This is a genomic window from Dyadobacter sp. HNCC25DJ185 (assembly GCF_056895195.1).
In genome coordinates this window covers 793,748-809,933 of the sequence record NZ_JBXHAR010000002.1, presented here as the reverse complement: position 1 = coordinate 809,933, position 16,186 = coordinate 793,748, and the positions used below count along the sequence as shown (strand labels likewise).

Annotated in this window: 11 protein-coding genes; 5 read left to right on the top strand and 6 right to left on the bottom strand. The window is 49.2% G+C overall.

Annotation, left to right across the window (positions count from 1 at the left end):
• Nucleotides 1–173: 173 nt before the first annotated feature.
• Nucleotides 174–1,979 (top strand): sensor histidine kinase, encoded by a 1,806-nt coding sequence (locus AC1XUF_RS08595; RefSeq protein WP_483341278.1) that lies wholly within the window; start codon nucleotides 174–176, stop codon nucleotides 1,977–1,979.
• A gap of 293 nt (nucleotides 1,980–2,272) precedes the next feature.
• On the opposite strand, the gene AC1XUF_RS08590 is transcribed toward AC1XUF_RS08595, so the two are convergent.
• Nucleotides 2,273–3,286 (bottom strand): OmpA family protein, encoded by a 1,014-nt coding sequence (locus AC1XUF_RS08590; RefSeq protein ID WP_483341277.1) that lies wholly within the window; start codon nucleotides 3,284–3,286, stop codon nucleotides 2,273–2,275.
• Between the two features lie 277 nt (nucleotides 3,287–3,563).
• On the opposite strand from AC1XUF_RS08590, the gene AC1XUF_RS08585 reads away from it, so the two are divergent.
• Together AC1XUF_RS08585 and AC1XUF_RS08580 are read left to right on the top strand one after the other, a co-directional pair.
• Nucleotides 3,564–4,460 (top strand): NAD(P)H-binding protein, encoded by an 897-nt coding sequence (locus AC1XUF_RS08585; protein ID WP_483341276.1) that lies wholly within the window; start codon nucleotides 3,564–3,566, stop codon nucleotides 4,458–4,460.
• A gap of 18 nt (nucleotides 4,461–4,478) precedes the next feature.
• The gene (locus AC1XUF_RS08580; RefSeq protein WP_483341275.1) at nucleotides 4,479–5,396 is read left to right on the top strand and encodes a helix-turn-helix domain-containing protein; all 918 of its coding nucleotides are present in this window, start codon (nucleotides 4,479–4,481) and stop codon (nucleotides 5,394–5,396) included.
• 18 nt (nucleotides 5,397–5,414) lie between these two features.
• On the opposite strand, the gene AC1XUF_RS08575 is transcribed toward AC1XUF_RS08580, so the two are convergent.
• Nucleotides 5,415–6,050 carry an NUDIX hydrolase gene (locus AC1XUF_RS08575; protein WP_483341274.1) on the bottom strand — a complete coding sequence of 212 codons (636 nt, stop codon included), beginning with the start codon at nucleotides 6,048–6,050 and terminating at the stop codon, nucleotides 5,415–5,417.
• A 107-nt stretch (nucleotides 6,051–6,157) separates the two neighbouring features.
• On the bottom strand, nucleotides 6,158–7,783 hold the full coding sequence (gene pruA / locus AC1XUF_RS08570) for an L-glutamate gamma-semialdehyde dehydrogenase (protein ID WP_483341273.1): 1,626 nt from the start codon (nucleotides 7,781–7,783) through the stop codon (nucleotides 6,158–6,160).
• Nucleotides 7,784–8,004: 221 nt separating this feature from the next.
• On the opposite strand from pruA, the gene AC1XUF_RS08565 reads away from it, so the two are divergent.
• Together AC1XUF_RS08565 and AC1XUF_RS08560 are read left to right on the top strand one after the other, a co-directional pair.
• A complete protein-coding gene (locus AC1XUF_RS08565; protein WP_483341272.1) occupies nucleotides 8,005–9,225 on the top strand; it encodes a proline dehydrogenase family protein in 1,221 nt (406 codons plus the stop codon).
• A gap of 410 nt (nucleotides 9,226–9,635) precedes the next feature.
• Nucleotides 9,636–10,517, top strand: a complete 882-nt coding sequence (locus AC1XUF_RS08560) for an AraC family transcriptional regulator (RefSeq protein WP_483341271.1) — start codon at nucleotides 9,636–9,638, stop codon at nucleotides 10,515–10,517.
• 790 nt (nucleotides 10,518–11,307) lie between these two features.
• Here the strand turns inward: AC1XUF_RS08560 and AC1XUF_RS08555 are convergent.
• From AC1XUF_RS08555 to AC1XUF_RS08545, 3 genes are all read right to left on the bottom strand, one after another.
• Nucleotides 11,308–12,846, bottom strand: a complete 1,539-nt coding sequence (locus AC1XUF_RS08555) for an amidohydrolase family protein (RefSeq protein WP_483341288.1) — start codon at nucleotides 12,844–12,846, stop codon at nucleotides 11,308–11,310.
• Between the two features lie 151 nt (nucleotides 12,847–12,997).
• A complete protein-coding gene (locus AC1XUF_RS08550; protein ID WP_483341270.1) occupies nucleotides 12,998–14,614 on the bottom strand; it encodes a S10 family peptidase in 1,617 nt (538 codons plus the stop codon).
• Between the two features lie 58 nt (nucleotides 14,615–14,672).
• On the bottom strand, nucleotides 14,673–16,163 hold the full coding sequence (locus AC1XUF_RS08545) for a S10 family peptidase (protein WP_483341269.1): 1,491 nt from the start codon (nucleotides 16,161–16,163) through the stop codon (nucleotides 14,673–14,675).
• Nucleotides 16,164–16,186 lie beyond the last annotated feature (23 nt).

Sequence of the window (16,186 nt, the reverse complement as noted above, 5' to 3'; positions counted from 1 at the left end):
TGCAAAGTTAGCGGGCATACTTTTAGTGGACGGGTTGTCTTTGCGGCTATGGAGGGGTGCATTTGCGTCAACCGGGAACGATCCTGATCGACGGCAACCCAGTAAAGTGGTTATTACTATATTTATTTGGCAGGAGGCACTGATAGGGTCCTTCGTATCTGGACATAAAATTGATGAATATCCCTACGCCTCAGACCGAGGAACAAAAAAGAATTGCCGCGCTGGAAAGCTATCGGATCCTCGATTCCATCGAAGAGGAGGATTACGATGATCTGACCAGACTGGCCTCTGAAATATGCCATACGCCGATCTCGCTGATCAGCCTTCTGGATGACAAACGGCAATGGTTCAAGTCACACCACGGGCTCCATGTGCGCGAAACACCAAGGGAACTTGCATTTTGTAATCATGCCATCGTTAACCCGGACCAGATACTTGTCGTCACCGATTCAAGGAGGGATCAACGCTTTGCGGACAATCCGCTGGTGACAGGTGATCCCCATGTTATTTTTTACGCCGGTGTTCCGTTAGTCGATCGTGATGGATTTGCACTTGGCTCTTTGTGTGTGATCGACCATGACCCTAAGCAACTTTCCGATAACCAGCTTGCCGCATTAAGAACATTGGCGAAACAGGTGGTCAACTTGATTCAACTCAGAAAATCGAATGAGGAATTAAAAACGGCCAAGCTGGTACTCGAAGAAAGGAACAGCCAGCTCGATGATATTATCGCGCGGCATGAGCAAAGCACGGTGGTACTGCAGGGATCGGAGGAAAACCTTCGGGAAACCGCGCAGCAACTCGAGATCGCCTTGCAAGCTGGGAGCCTGGGTTCCTACGATATCTTTTTATCGTCGGGGCATATGACCTGTACCGATTTGTGTAAAGCTAATCACGGTTTGCCGTCAAGTGCTGTATTTAACTTTTCGGATCTTATTGCCTGCATTTTGCAAGAAGACCGGCCGCACATACAGGATGCGGTCCAACAGGCCATTGATATGCAAGGAGTTTACCAGGCGGAGTACCGTGTAAAGTGGCCCGATGATACAATACACTGGATATCTGCTTCGGGCAAATGCATGTATAATGACGATGGCGCACCGGTGAGGATGGTGGGGGTCACGAAAAATATCTCCCGGGAAAAAGCATTGGAAGGAAAGATGGAGCAGCTCGTTTTTGAACGTACGGAAGAGCTGATGGAGGCAAACCGACAGTTGCTCGAATTAAACGAAAAGGTATTTGCAAGTAACGAGCGTTTGAAAAAATCCAACGCAAGCCTCGAACAATTTGCTTTTGTCGCTTCTCACGACCTTCAGGAGCCGTTGCGAAAAATCCAGTCCTTTGGCGACCTGCTGCAGAAACGGCATGCAAGCCAGCTGGGCGACGGTGCCGATCACCTGCGGCGGATGATGACCGCCGCAAGAAGAATGTCTCAACTGATCGAGGACTTGCTGGCCTTTTCAAGAATATCGAGCCATAAGGACAAGCCTGTCCCTATTTCGCTTTCATGGGTAGTGAAAACCGTGTTGAATGATCTGGAACTGCTGATCCAGGACACCAAGGCAGTGATTTCTACCGAGCCCTTGCCCATGGTGGAAGGGGACGAGACACAGCTTGGACAAATGTTTTATAACCTGATCAGCAATTCGCTCAAATTTCAGCAGCACGGGAATGTCCCAAAGATACAGATCAACTATGAGGAACGACCGGCATGCAGTTTACCCATGGAAATTAAGCCGGTCAGGAAAAGTGATCATTACCATTGCATTGAGATCGCGGATAATGGCATAGGTTTCAACCAGCAGCATGCCGGCAAAATATTCCAGGTTTTTCAGCGGCTGCATGGTAAAAGCGAGTATCCCGGCACGGGGATCGGGCTGGCTATTTGCGAAAGAGTGGCCGCCAATCATGGAGGTGCGATTTCGAGTGTCAGCCAACTGGGGCAAGGGGCCGTTTTTACGGTTTACCTGCCGGTATGATGTAACCATTGCTGGTATTCTTCTCGAGAAACGACAGTTTGTCTTTCTTAACTTGCCAGTGCGGCTATTATAAAGTGGGCTACCGAATAGTAGCAAACTTCATCTCTGCGTGCAGTTTCGTCATCTCCGCTTTCACTCCAATAGATTGGCGTGCAGGGTAACAGCGGCGCTGATCCATATTCGTTTCTTATCAAAGCGGCTCGGTAAAGCCGCTGGTACTTTGATTTTCTTGACGATCGTTGTGTCCCTGAGAATCGGAGCGGACGGACGCGATAAATGTTACACAAACCGACCTATAATTTTGTGAACTCCACCCTGCGGTTCAAGGATTTGGCCTCGGCGGTATTTTTCGGGTCGATAGGCTTTGCGGAGCCGTACCCTTTGGCTTCCAGCCTGCTTTTGTCGATTCCCATCGCCACGAGCTGTGCCTTAACCGCTTCTGCCCGGGATTGTGAAAGTGCCTGATTATATTCCGGGGTTCCGTCATTGTCGGTATGGCCGCCGATTTCGAGGCGGTCTGCGGTGTTTTGCGTTAAGTATTCGAATACCTGCCCTATTACGGTAATACTTTCAGGCTTCAATTCATATTTGTTGACATCGAATTTGATCGCATGCGTCACGAACTTGCCGTGATCGAAAGTGATTTTTTTCGGGAACCGGGTAGCGATCCGGAAGTTTTTAAGCAGGATTTTCATGTTTTGCGACGCATTGCCGCTCACAAACAGGGTTTTGGCTTTCAGATTCGTATTCGGGATATCCATCATTTTGTACTGGTCGAGGTAGATTATCGTCCGGCTCCCGAACTGTGCAATCGAAATGTGGACCCAGCGGTTGTAAAACTTGTTTTCGCCAAAATACGCTGCCGGATTTTCCCTGGACTCCCTGCCGTCGCCGGGGTAAGACACGCTCAGGTTGTGTTTGTTGGGTGTGATCACTTCCTCAAGATCACCGTTGAGCAGATGGATTTCGACGCCGGGATTTCCATCGTAGCCTTCATCCAGCCAGGTGTCATATTCAATGGAGATGCTGTCGGGCAGAGCTTTCAAGCCGAAAAGGACCGGTGTAAGCCTGGTATAATAGGCGTCGATGGATATGCATTTCTGGTTTTCAAAATCGATGACGGACGCTTCCCCGCCACTCAGAATCCAGGGCTGATTTGTTTTGTCTTTGAAGCCGCTGCGGGTGTTGCCGTCAAAGATGGTTTTTTCGCCGGCGACGAAATCAAATGCTTGATAGGAATTATCGATCGTTTGCCCGATTACATTGTAATGAAGCAGACAAACCAGCAGGGCGGAAAGGTAGCGCATAAGTTGAGATTGGGGTTTTAATTTCCTGTCTTTCAAATGAGGACACGAAGCGTGTTCTTGATATAAAGTTCTGATATTCCTGATTATAATATCCGGTACTGGGAAATGGTACGAAGCTTGCCGCTTTTCCTGTGGCGGTTCTGGTTCAGGTACTAGGCGGCGCTATTTTGAAGGTCTATTGCGGGACAATCCTTCTTTCGGTTACAAAAATCATAGATTTGGCTAAGTCTGCTTTTTGTCCGCTGCTGAACTTTGCAGAAACCAAAAGGACATACCAATGAAAATCGTATTAACAGGGTCCATAGGACATATCGGTAAACCACTGACCCAGGAATTAGTAGCCAAAGGGCATTCCGTTACCGTCATCAGCAGCAAGCCGGAAAAGCAAAAAGACATTGAAGCGCTGGGTGCCATCGCGGCGATTGGTACATTGCAAGATGTTGATTTTCTGGTCACTACATTTGCCGGAGCGGATGCGGTGTATACCATGGTGCCACCAGCCAACTATTTTGATCATAGCCTGGATTTATTGGTATATTATCATGAGCTCGGCCATAACTATGCAGAAGCGATCAGGCGGTCGGATGTAAAACAAGTGGTTAACCTCAGTACCATTGGCGCCCATCTGGGAGCTGGCGAGGGCTCCGGGCTTTTGATTGGCGCGCACGATTTGGAACTGATGCTTGATGAACTACCCTCGGACGTGGCAATTGTGCACCTGAGACCTACTTCTTTCTTTTATAATATTTATAATTACCTGGAAATGATCAAGCATCAGGGTGTGATTATGGCAAACTACGGTGCGGAAGATGTGATACCATGGGTGTCTCCCAGGGATATTGCGACCGTGGCTGCGGAGGAGCTGCTATCCCGGCCTGTCCAAAGAAGAATTCGGTATGTGGCCAGTGACGACCGGACCGGCAATGATACTGCGGCTGTTTTGGGTGCAGCCATCGGAAAGCCTGATTTAAAATGGATACTGGTTCCTGGCGAGGAAGTTCAAAGTGCACTGGAAAACATCGGGATCAATCCAAAAATTGCCGCGGGACTGGTTGAAATGTATGGCAGCCTGCACAACGGGGTGTTGGCAGAGGATTATTATCGGAATAAACCGGTAATGGGTAAGGTAAAGCTGGAAGACTTTGCGCAAGAATTTGCACACGTGTTTAAGTAATAATGAGTACTTTGTGATATGTCAAACGTACAAATTCACCGATTCAAAACGATCAGCGAATTCCACCAGTACAGGAATTATCCTAAACCCGAACACCCGCTGATCAGCGTGATCAACATGGAAGAGATCAAGCGCCTGCCTGCTAATGAAATGGGTTTGGTGAAGGATTTTTATTCCATTGCATTGAAAAGGAATTTCAATGTGAAAATGAAATACGGCCAGCAGGAATTTGATTTCAACGAAGGCGTGATGTTTTTCATGGCCCCCGGTCAGATACTTAGGCTTGAAGTTGAACCGGATACGGAGTTAAAGCAATCGGGATGGATGTTACTCCTCCATCCCGACTTTTTATGGAATACACCCCTGGCCAAAACCATCAAACAATACGAATATTTCGACTATTCCGTAAACGAGGCCTTGTTCCTTTCAGAAAAGGAGGAGAACGTCATCGGGGGTATCATGCAAAGTATTCAGCAGGAATACCGTTCCAATATCGACCAGTTCAGCCAGGACCTGATCATTGCCCAACTGGAACTGCTGCTTAAATATTGCGAGCGCTTTTATCAGCGGCAGTTCATTACACGAAAAATAGCCAATCACGACATCCTCAATCGGTTGGAGGAAATTATTGACGACTATTTTAACAGTAATGATATGATGAAAAAGGGGTTGCCGACCGTCCACAACATAGCCGAAGAGCTCAACATTTCCCCCAATTACCTGAGCGGCATGCTGAAAACACTGACCGGACAGACCACCCAACAGCACATTCACGACAAACTGATCGAGAAAGCCAAAGAGAAATTGTCTGTTACCAATCTTTCGATCAGCGAAATTGCTTACGAGCTCGGCTTTGAGCATCCGCAATCTTTCAGTAAGTTATTCAAGACCAAAACCAGCCTTTCGCCACTGGAATTCAGGCAGTCGTTTAACTGAGTGTGCAGAATGACGGAGCTAATCGCAATGGGTCGGCAGGCCAGGATCTGCCGCTAAGCTTAGAACAGTTTCGATCTGCGACAACGTAACCCGGTCGACCGAGATGGGGAGGTTCCTCAGCATTTGTCTGTCGATCCAGGAAATGCCGGCGGTTTCTGTGGTTTCGCTTAATAGTTTGCCGCCTGTTACTTTGCAAAGGATAAAGAATTTATAAACATACCAGGGTTGAGGCGGATGGTCATGCCGCTTTTTATCAAAAACCGCCAACAGGCGGGTGGCTTCAACCTGTAATCCTGTTTCCTCTGCTACTTCTTTTTGGACTACTTCAAATGGTGTATAACCTACATCGGCCCAGCCGCCGGGCAGGCTCCACCGGTTTGCATCCTCCTTTTCCTGCACCATCAGAACTTCATCCGGGCTGCGGAGTACGACCGCCCGTATATCCACTTTGGGAGTTTGGTAACCAATTTCAGAAGGCAAAAGCCGGATGATCGCTTCGATGGGGACATTGCTTAAATGCGCCAGCATTTGTAAGCTGATCGCATAGATCTCCTCATAACGCTCCCGGTCATACTCGCTTTGGTAATACGTAAGGCCGGTTTGGGCGAGGGCCTGCAAACGTTGGGCAATGGGTAACCAATCAATAGGAGTCATAAAGGCTTACAGCAATAGGTGCTCGATCGTTATCTGTTCATCTTTGGCGGATTAACCTGTCGCAAAATAAGCCGTCGGGTCGAAAAGAAATACTGTTTTGAAATAAATCAGTCTTTTTGCAAAAAAGGATACGGATATGCCTTCGGTGGATCGAATGTTTCCTTGATCGTTCTGGCGGATACCCAGCGCAACAAGTTCAAAATAGATCCGGCTTTATCGTTGGTCCCCGATCCGCGTGCACCCCCAAACGGTTGCTGGCCTACGACCGCCCCGGTGGGTTTGTCGTTGATGTAAAAATTGCCAGCGGAATGCCGTAATCTTACCAATGCGTTATCAATTGCATGGCGGTCCGTGGAGATCACAGAGCCGGTTAATGCGTAAATGGAAGTACTGTCGATCACGTCCAGGATTCCGTCGAAATCATCATATACGTAAACTGAAAGTACCGGACCGAAAATCTCTTCACGCATTGTAACATAGGACGGATCAGACACTTCGATGATCGTTGGGTCAATAAAGTAACCGACCGACTTATCGTATGTTCCTCCTGCAATGATTTCCGCTTCGGGATCCATTCTGGCCTGATCCAGATAAGCAGCGATCCGGTCAAATGCCTTTTCCGAAATCACTGCATTGACGAAGTTTTCAAAGTTTTCAACTGTTCCGATCTGAATCGTTTCCAGATCTCTCAGTACCCTTTCCTTCACGGCGGGCCACAAACCGCGATGTATGTAAGCGCGGGAAGCCGCTGAGCATTTCTGCCCCTGGTATTCGAAAGCACCCCGGACCAAGGCTGTAGCGACCACGTCCACGTCGGCGGTTTCATGCACGAGCACAAAGTCCTTGCCCCCTGTTTCGCCCACAATGCGGGGATAACTTTTGTATCTGTGAATATTCAATCCGATATTTTTCCAGATCGACTGGAATACCGCGGTGGAACCGGTGAAGTGCAGACCGGCAAATTCGGGATGGCTGAAAATCACGTCGCCCGCCATGGGGCCGTCGACGCTGATCAGGTTGATGACGCCAGCGGGCAACCCCGCTTTTTTGAAAACTTCCATGATCACTGCCGCAGCATAGATTTGGTTTTCAGAGGGTTTCCATACGACTACATTACCCATCATCGCAGCCGAAGAGGGCAGATTTCCTGATATGGCTGTGAAATTGAAGGGCGTCAAGGCGTATACAAAACCCTCTAACGCCCGGTATTCGGTCTGGTTCCAGACGCCTTTGCCCGAGGCTGGCTGCATGGCATAGATCTCGGTCATGAACTTTACGTTGAACCGGAGGAAATCAATAAGCTCACAGGCAGAATCGATTTCGGCCTGATAGGCATTTTTTGACTGCCCCAGCATCGTGGCCGCATTCAGTTTATACCGGTAAGGCCCGGCGATCAGGTCGGCAGCCTTCAGGAAGATAGCTGCCCGGTTTTCCCACGGCATGGCCTCCCATCCGGCTTTTGCCGCAAGTGCAGTATCGATCGCGAGCCTGACGTGGCTTTTATCGCCTTCATGGTAATATCCAAGAATGTGCGCATGTTCGTGAGGTGGTTTTATGGCTATTTTTTTGCCGGTCCTGATTTCTCCGTCCCCGATATACAATGGAATGTCGGCTTCAACTGACTTGGCCTCTTTCAATGTGGCGATCAGTTTTGATCTCTCAGCACTGTTTGGGGCATAATCAAGAACAATTTCATTTTGCAGATCGGGGGTGCTGAAAAATCCGTTAGCCATATTGGGGTCTTTAATAGGTTTGATTTTTTTCTGAATTTTATATCGTCGGATCAGCTGCGATACGGCGTCCTGACATTGAAATAATTACATTCTGATCAAAGGTAAACCAGCCGGACTAATTCGGTTTAATCGCAAATTATCCATCTCTAATCAGAAATTGGCAAAACCGGAAATCTGAAAATTTGCCCTTTATTTTTGAATAAAAAAGCATCAAAGACAATATGGAGAAAATGTTCGAGGACTCGGAGCATGCATTTGCCTATAAGTCGGACGGAGAATTGAGAAATGCATTCTGGATGTTCAGGGCTATGCGGTTCAACCGGCTGGTTTCCTTCGGTACCAGCATGATCCTCGGCGCCATCAAATGGAATTTACCGGTGAACGGGATTTTGAAACATACGCTTTACAGCCAGTTCGTCGGTGGGGAAACGTTGGAAAAAGCGACGCCCGTTATCCACAAGCTGGGAAACCATGGCGTGGACGTGATCCTTGACTACGGGGCCGAGGCGAAAGCGGGCGAGGCGAACTTTAATCATACCAAGCAGGAATTTATCAAAGCGGTCCTGTACGCCTCGACCCAGAAAAATATTCCTTTTATAAGCGTAAAAATTACAGCCCTGGCCCGTTTCGGGCTCCTCGAAAAGCTTAACGACCGGGTTACGATCCGCCCGGACGGGATTTTCATAGATACCAGTGAACTGGGACAGGACGAGATCAGCGAATGGATTCAGGTGCTGGAAAGGACGTTCGAGATTTGCAAGGCAGCCCTGGAGCATCAGATGGGCGTGCTGATCGATGCTGAAGAATCGTGGGTTCAGAACACGGTGGATGGTATTACAATGCTCGCAATGCAATCCTATAATCGCGACCGGCTGACGGTCTATAATACCATTCAACTCTACAGGCATGACAAGCTTGCATTTTTAAAAGACAGTCATCAGGTTGCAATGAAGCTCGATTTTTACCTGGGTGTTAAGCTCGTCCGGGGCGCTTACATGGAAAAGGAGGCGTTGAGGGCGAAGGAGCGCAATGAACCGTCGCCGATACAACCGGATAAAGGATCAACCGATCGGGATTACAATGAGGCAGTCCGCTTTTGCCTGGAAAATCTGAACGATATTTCGGTTGTTGTTGCCACCCATAACGAGTATAGCAACTTTTACACCACCGAAAAACTGAAAGAGAAGCAGCTGTCACGCAGCAACGGGCAGGTATTCTTTTCGCAGTTGTATGGCATGAGCGACAACATCAGTTTCAACCTGGCCAGAAAAGGTTATAGTACCAGCAAGTACCTGCCTTATGGCCCCGTGACTGACGTGATACCCTATTTGCTGAGGAGAGCCCAGGAAAACAGTTCGGTGGCCGGGCAGACCGGGCGTGAAGCATTTCTGCTGGGTAAAGAGATGCGCAGGAGACGCCTGGCGACTTTTTTTCTTTTTTAGCACAACAAGGGCACTTAAAATAATATAAAAACGGGAATTGCCTTTTTATTGGGCTCAGACCCGTTTTTGCCTTTAAAAAGGGCTTGGGGCAATCAAATGGAGGGTGATAATATTTAATAATTTTTCGCTAATACTTAACAAATATTAATCCAGCCATAGCTTTATCGAAGAAAAATGATAATATTGGTATAGGTTGTAAAACGCACTTGGCAGGCACAACTAAACAGAATATCCGCACAGTTTTGTTTCCAGGCGCAATGCCGACAATGAGTCAGGAGTTTTCCTGGAAATACAGATATTGAAATTTTAATATTTTAAGAAAAAGTAGCATGACTAGGGCAAGCCTTGGTCCGTCTGATTTTGACATTCAATCCTAAATTCTTAATACGCTAACCCATAACTCAAAACCTATGAAAGTACTTCAATTTACTCCGCCTGTTCCCAAAGAAGATGCCGTAGTGGTAGAAGAAGATTTATTACCACACTTTTACAATTTCCTGCACCGGCACAAAGAACTTCAGATCAGCCTGATCATCAAAGGTGAAGGGACTTTGATTGTCGGCAACTATTCACAGGCCTTCAAATCGGGGGATGTGTATGTGATTGCTGCCAACCAGCCGCATATTTTCAAATCCAATCCTTCGTATTTCGCCAATATGGAGAAGGACAGCGCACATGCGATCCATATCTTTTTCGATCTGGAACGTATTCCCGAAGCTTTTTTCCAGTTACCCGAGTTCGGTTCGATCAGGAAGTTCATCGGGTCCTGTACCACAGGACTGCAATTGCCGGAAGAGTTTAGCGCGCATGTGGCGTCGGCTATCCGCAAGATAACGGGTCAGAGCAATCTGGAACGTCTGCTGTCTCTGTTCGAGATGTTCCAGTATTTTTCTACGCACGTGACCAGCTGGAAATCACTCTCAACAGGTTTTTTCGACCAGCCATTTTCCGAATCGGACGGGAACCGGATGAATGATATTTTCCAGTACACATTAGAGAATTATGCAGAAAACATTACGTTGAACAAGATCGCTTCCATTGCACATATTACCCCTCATGCTTTTTGCAAATATTTCAAACAGCATACCCGGAAGACCTACAATAATTTCCTGAATGAAATCAGGATCAACGAGGCCTGCAAGAAGATCATCAGCGGGGATTATGATGGCATTTCTACCATAGCCTACAAGACAGGGTTCAACAGCGCGATCAACTTTAACCGGGTATTCAAGAAAACCACCGGAATGTCCCCAAGCGATTACAAAAGGGAATTTCGGCACAAGTTCGCTTAAAAAGACAAAACCCTGATTGGCGTATATAGATATCCGTTGCTGTCGCCGGCATCCGAAACAATCGCATCCGGCATCAAACTGCTACGGATGCTACGGATTGAAATCCGTAGTCAGGAAATCGGGCGAGCCTCTGGCTCTTGCATCACAGTATGCAAAAGAGCCAGAGGCTAGACCAATCATTGGCCCCGGGCTTCGGCTCTGGCAATGTCGATCCTAGCCGCTTTTATCAAACTGCTACGGATTGAAATCCGTAGTCAGGAAATCATTCGAGCCTCTGGCTCTTACATCACAGTATGCAAAAGAGCCAGAGGCTCGACCAATCATTGGCCCCGGGCTTCGGCGGTGGCAATCCCAGCAGCCGCTTTATCAAACTGCTACGGATTGAAATCCGTGGTCAGGAAATCATTCGAGCCTCTGGCTCTTACATCACAGTATACAAAGAGCCAGAGGCTCGACCAATCATTGGCCCCGGGCTTCGGCGCTGGCAATGTTGATGCCATCAGCAGCTTTTATCAAACTGCAACGGATTGAAATCCGTGGTCAGGAAATCGGTCGAGCCTCTGGCTCTTGCACAACAGTATGCAAGAGCCAGAGGCTCGACCAATCACTGGCCCCGGGCTTCCGCGCTGGCAATCCCAGCAGCCGCTTTTATCAAACTGCTACGGATTGAAATCCGTAGTCAGGAAATCGGTCGAGCCTCTGGCTCTTACATCACAGTATGCAAAGAGCCAGAGGCTCGACCAATCATTGGCCCCGGGCTTCAGCCCGGGGATCCCAGAGAAAGTGGTTTTTATTTAGGCTCCATCCCCGGCTGGACAATTTTTATCCCGGTTTTCGCCTTTTCATCATCGACCATTTTCTTCACATCTGCCAACAGCTTTTTGGCATCATAAATAACACCGTCCTTGATGGTATACCGTACCCCTCCGACCCTTTTTACCTTGTTATCCGGCATGAGCCTGATCGCGCCCGTACCATAAAGCACCTGGAAATTTTTAAGCGGGTTTTCTTCGACCAACACAAAATCGGCTAGTTTTCCTATTTCGACGCTGCCCAGGTCTTTGTCCAATCCCAATGACTCGGCGCCGTTGAGTGTAGCCGCTTTGATTACCTCCAACGGATGAAAACCGGCTTCGCGCAGCAATTCCAATTCCCGGATGTAGGCAAATCCGAAAAGTTCGTAGATAAAGCCCGCATCCGTGCCGGTGGTTACCCTTCCGCCCCGGTTTTTGTATTCGTTCAGGAAAATCATCCAGAGCCGGTAGTTCTCTTTCCATTGGATCTCCTGCTCGGTACCCCATGAGTGCCAGTAGGATCCGTGAGAATTCCAGCTTGGTTCGTAAAATTTCCATAGCTGGGGCATGGTGTAATCTTCGTGCCACTCCGCCCGTCTTGCCCGCATCAGGTCGCGGTTTGCTTCATAGATATTGAGGGTAGGGGACAAGGTAAAATTCAGCGCCAGCATTTCGTTCATGACGGCATTCCATTTCTCCGAAAATGGCGGTGCGGCCTGTTTCCAGAGCGTTCCCGCTTCGCCGAACCTGTCCTGTTCATTGGTGTAATTGTAGTCCAGCGAATAGTTCTGGACTGTACGGTCGGCGAAAAGCGCCTCAGGCAAACCGTACCAATGTTCCATGGAATTGAGCCCTGCGCGGGCGCTGCTCAATGCGTTCCACCGTCCGACGTCCGTTTGCGAATGGTGCATCATGGAGCGAAGGCCCAGCTTTTTATTTTCGTCGATCGCGGCCTTCATGATCTCCGGTGCGGCGCCGAAAAATTTGATACCGTCCGAACCTGCTTTTGCATTTTCCTGCACCCACTGGCGTGCCTGTTCGGGTGTTGAGATCGGTGCGGTGCCGCCCAGGCCAAACCGGGAATATGCCCTGATACGCGGCGCAGTGATCAGGTTTTTGGCACTCTTTTCCTTCTCTTCCAATGTCCATTCGCGACCGTTCATGCTGCCGGGTTCGGCGATCGTGGTTACGCCGTGTGCCATCCAGAGCTTGAACACATATTCGGCATGGGCGTTTTTGTTACCTCCTCCTATGTGCGCATGGGTGTCGATAAACCCAGGCATCAGGTACATGCCTTCTGCCTGTAACTCTTTACCGCCTGCTTTCAAGACGGGCCGGCGTTTGGCATCTATCGGCTGGCCTTCTACGCCTACGGTGGTAACGGCGACGATCCTGTTTTTCTCGACCACAATGTCCACCGGGCCAAGAGGTGGCGCAAGTGTACTGTTGATGAGGGTTGCCCCGCGTATGATCAGCTGGGGATAAGGGCCGTCGCCTTCCTTCACTTCGGGTGCTTTCAATGTTCCCTGGCCCATAGCACCGAATTGCCATGTCAGGCTCAATGCAATGACACCCCATTTTGTTAGTCTACGCATTGGAAGATGGGTTTGATTTTTAAGTTTTTACCGAACAATGCCCGCAAATTTTGCGGGCATTGTTCGGTTGTTTCAATTAAGGTAATTGATCTCAATATTTGGCAGGTTGTCCCGGTTTCGGGGTTGCCTTTTTGATAAAATCCCGGAGATCATTGTTAGCGGACACGAGGTCTTCCTGGCGCAGGTACATCATGTGGCCGCTGCGGTACCCCTTCCAATCCATCCTGGTTTTCAGCTTGCCGCTTGGATCCATTTGCCACATATTGTTCTGCGCATTGAAGTAATCGCAGGCGCCGTCATAGTAGCCCGATTGTACCAGCAGATGCAGGTAAGGGTTCTGGGCCATGGCCTGACGCAGGTTTTCGCCGGTTTTATCCGTGTCGTCACCCGTTCTTCCCCAAGGCTGTACGGGGCCGAACATGTAGTATTTCAGGTCGGTTTTGTAGTTCAGCACTTCGTGGAAATAGTAATTGATCGGAGGCGTGAAAGAATGCAGCCATGAGGTCAGTTCCGGCGCGTAGTCCGGCCTTTCACCAGCGTCTTCGCTGTCGATGCCCAGGTAGCGTGAGTCCAGGCGGCCGATGGTTTTTCCCTGGCTTCTCAACAATTCTTTCCAGAAGAAGGAAGCCGGGATCACCAGATTGTGCTCCATTACTACTTTTTCGGACAAACCGGAATAGCGCGAAATTTTTGCGGCGATCTCTTTCTTTTTGGCGGGATCGATAAAGCCGCCCATAGCCAGCGCGGGAATCAGTTCAAAAGTGGTGAACTGCTCTACCTCCGGCAACATTTGTACCAGGTCTTTTTGCTGTAAATCGGCCGGAAGCACTTTGTGGTGCCAGGCAGTTGCCGCGTAGTAGGGCAGCATGTTGGCGTCGCCTACCGGCCCCTTGCGGTCAATACCCAGGTTGGTAGGGGAAACCAGTACGACACCGTTGAGGTACATCCAGTTGGCATTCTGGAGTTCAAGCGCAAGGCCGGACACACGGTTGGTTCCATAGCTTTCCCCGATGAGGTATTTGGGTGACAGCCAGCGGTTTTTACGGCTTACGAACGTGTTCAGCCAATCAGCCAGGTACTTGATGTCTGCATTGGTCCCGAAGAATTTCGATCTCGGCACATCTTTGTTGGCGGGCCGGGAGTACCCGGTATTGATCGGGTCAATGTAAATGATATCGGCAATGTCCAGGATCGAGTTTGGGTTTTCTTTCACCGTATAGGGCTGCACGGGGTAACCCTCACTGTCAATGCTAAGCAATTTGGGGCCGGTATAGGCCAGGTGCATCCAAACAGAGGCAGTTCCAGGACCGCCATTGAAGGAGATTACCAGCGGTCTGGTTTTGCGTTCTTTGACGTCCGATCTTTCATAATAGGTGTAAAAGACACCTCCTATTGCTTTACCGGCCTCATCCCAGACCGGCTGCGTGCCCACGGTGACGTTGTAGGGTATTTTAACACCCTTGATGGTTACAGACTGGTTAAGCGTGCTGGCCGAATCCAGCAGCAGCTTCACCGGTTTCGGCAATGGGGAGATGGGTGGTTCTGGTTTTGTGTCTGGTTTTCCTTTAGCTTCTGGCTTGGCATCAGGGGTTGGTGCGGCCGGTGCAGCGGCTCCCGGGCCTCCGGCTCCGGGACGAGCGGGTCTTTGTGCTGCTAACGGGGAAATTACCGTCAGAGCAAGTACAGCAAGTACGAATATTTGCTTCATGGGATATATTTTGTAAAAATGAATAACAGATTGGGAATGTAAATAACTGACCTGCTGATTAGTACTTCGCAGGCTGGCCTGGTTTCGGTGTGGTCTTTCTGATGAAATTTCTGACATCTTCATTGGACGTCACCAGATCTTCGGACCTCAGGTACATCATATGCCCGCTGCGGTAGCCTTTCCATTCGAACCGGTCCTTCAATTTTCCACTCGGGTCCATGTGCCACATATTATACTTTGCATTGAAGTAATCGCAGGCACCGTCATAGTATCCCGATTGGATCATGACGTGCAGATAGGGGTTTTGGGCAACGGCCTGCCGCAGGTTTTCGCCGGTGTTATCCGTATTGGCGCCTTCCCTGTCCCAGGGACGGGTCTGTCCGGCCACGAAATATTTCAGGTCCGTTTTGTAACCCAGCACTTCTCTCAAATAATAGTTAATGGCCGGTGTAAACGAATGCTGCCAGGAAGTGTTTTCGGCCGAATAATCGGGCCTTTCGCCCGCAGTTTCCTTGTCGATTCCCAGGTATCTCGAATCCAGGCGGCCGATGTTGTAACCCTTGTCGCGCAAGAGCTCTTTCCAGAAAAAGCCCGTTGGCACCATCAGATTATGTTCGAGGATCACTTTCTCGGAAATCCCTGAATACTTTGACATTTTCGCTGCGACCGCTTTTCGTTTTTCCGGCTCTAAAAAACCGCCTTTCGTGATCGCGGGGATCAGTTCGTTGATGGTAAATTGTTCTACCTCGGGCAGCATGGCGGTCAGGTCCTTATTTTGAAGTTCGGGTGCCAGCACTTTATGGTGCCAGGCTGTTGCGGAGTAGTACGGAAGTAAATTGGCGGCGGCCACCGGACCTCCCCGGTCAATGCCCAGTGAGGTCGGTGATACCAGTATAACGCCATTCAGATACATCCAATGCGCATTTTGCAGTTCCAGGGCAAGGCCCGAGACCCTTGTGGTTCCGTAGCTTTCGCCGATCAGGTATTTGGCTGAACCCCACTTGTTTTTTCTTGTCACAAAATTATTGATCCATTCGGCCAGGTATTTGATGTCTGCGGTCACACCAAAGAATTTGGATTTAGGAATAGAATCATTGGCCGCCCTCGAAAAGCCGGTATTGACTGGCTCAATATAAACGATATCGGCTACATCCAGGATAGAATTTGGGTTGTCCTGGATACCATAAGGCTGTACCGGGTACCCTTCGTCGTCTATTAAAAGTCGTTTTGGCCCCGTGTAACCGAGGTGCATCCAGCAAGATGCCGCACCGGGGCCGCCATTGAAAGAAATCACCAACGGCCTTGGCACCGATTTGTCGGCGATATCGGTACGTTCGTAGTAAACATAAAACAAGCTTGCGATGGCCTTCCCTGTTTCATCCCAGACGGGCTGGTTGCCTGCCGTGGCGGTATAGGATACCTTCTGGCCTTTAATGGTGACCTGGTCTTTGGTAACCACGTCCGTGTCGAATTTGATGGTGCGGTTTTGGGCCCATGAGGACGACACTGCAACGGCGGCGAGCATCCAAATGGTGAGGAATTGTTTCATACGGCTGGAATTAATATGGAATT

Coding starts and splice junctions, on each gene's coding strand:
- AC1XUF_RS08595 (WP_483341278.1), top strand. CDS start 174: ATGAATATCCCTACGCCTCAGACCGAGGAACAAAAAAGAATTGCCGCG.
- AC1XUF_RS08590 (WP_483341277.1), bottom strand. CDS start 3,286: ATGCGCTACCTTTCCGCCCTGCTGGTTTGTCTGCTTCATTACAATGTA.
- AC1XUF_RS08585 (WP_483341276.1), top strand. CDS start 3,564: ATGAAAATCGTATTAACAGGGTCCATAGGACATATCGGTAAACCACTG.
- AC1XUF_RS08580 (WP_483341275.1), top strand. CDS start 4,479: ATGTCAAACGTACAAATTCACCGATTCAAAACGATCAGCGAATTCCAC.
- AC1XUF_RS08575 (WP_483341274.1), bottom strand. CDS start 6,050: ATGACTCCTATTGATTGGTTACCCATTGCCCAACGTTTGCAGGCCCTC.
- pruA (WP_483341273.1), bottom strand. CDS start 7,783: ATGGCTAACGGATTTTTCAGCACCCCCGATCTGCAAAATGAAATTGTT.
- AC1XUF_RS08565 (WP_483341272.1), top strand. CDS start 8,005: ATGGAGAAAATGTTCGAGGACTCGGAGCATGCATTTGCCTATAAGTCG.
- AC1XUF_RS08560 (WP_483341271.1), top strand. CDS start 9,636: ATGAAAGTACTTCAATTTACTCCGCCTGTTCCCAAAGAAGATGCCGTA.
- AC1XUF_RS08555 (WP_483341288.1), bottom strand. CDS start 12,846: ATGGGCCAGGGAACATTGAAAGCACCCGAAGTGAAGGAAGGCGACGGC.
- AC1XUF_RS08550 (WP_483341270.1), bottom strand. CDS start 14,614: ATGAAGCAAATATTCGTACTTGCTGTACTTGCTCTGACGGTAATTTCC.
- AC1XUF_RS08545 (WP_483341269.1), bottom strand. CDS start 16,163: ATGAAACAATTCCTCACCATTTGGATGCTCGCCGCCGTTGCAGTGTCG.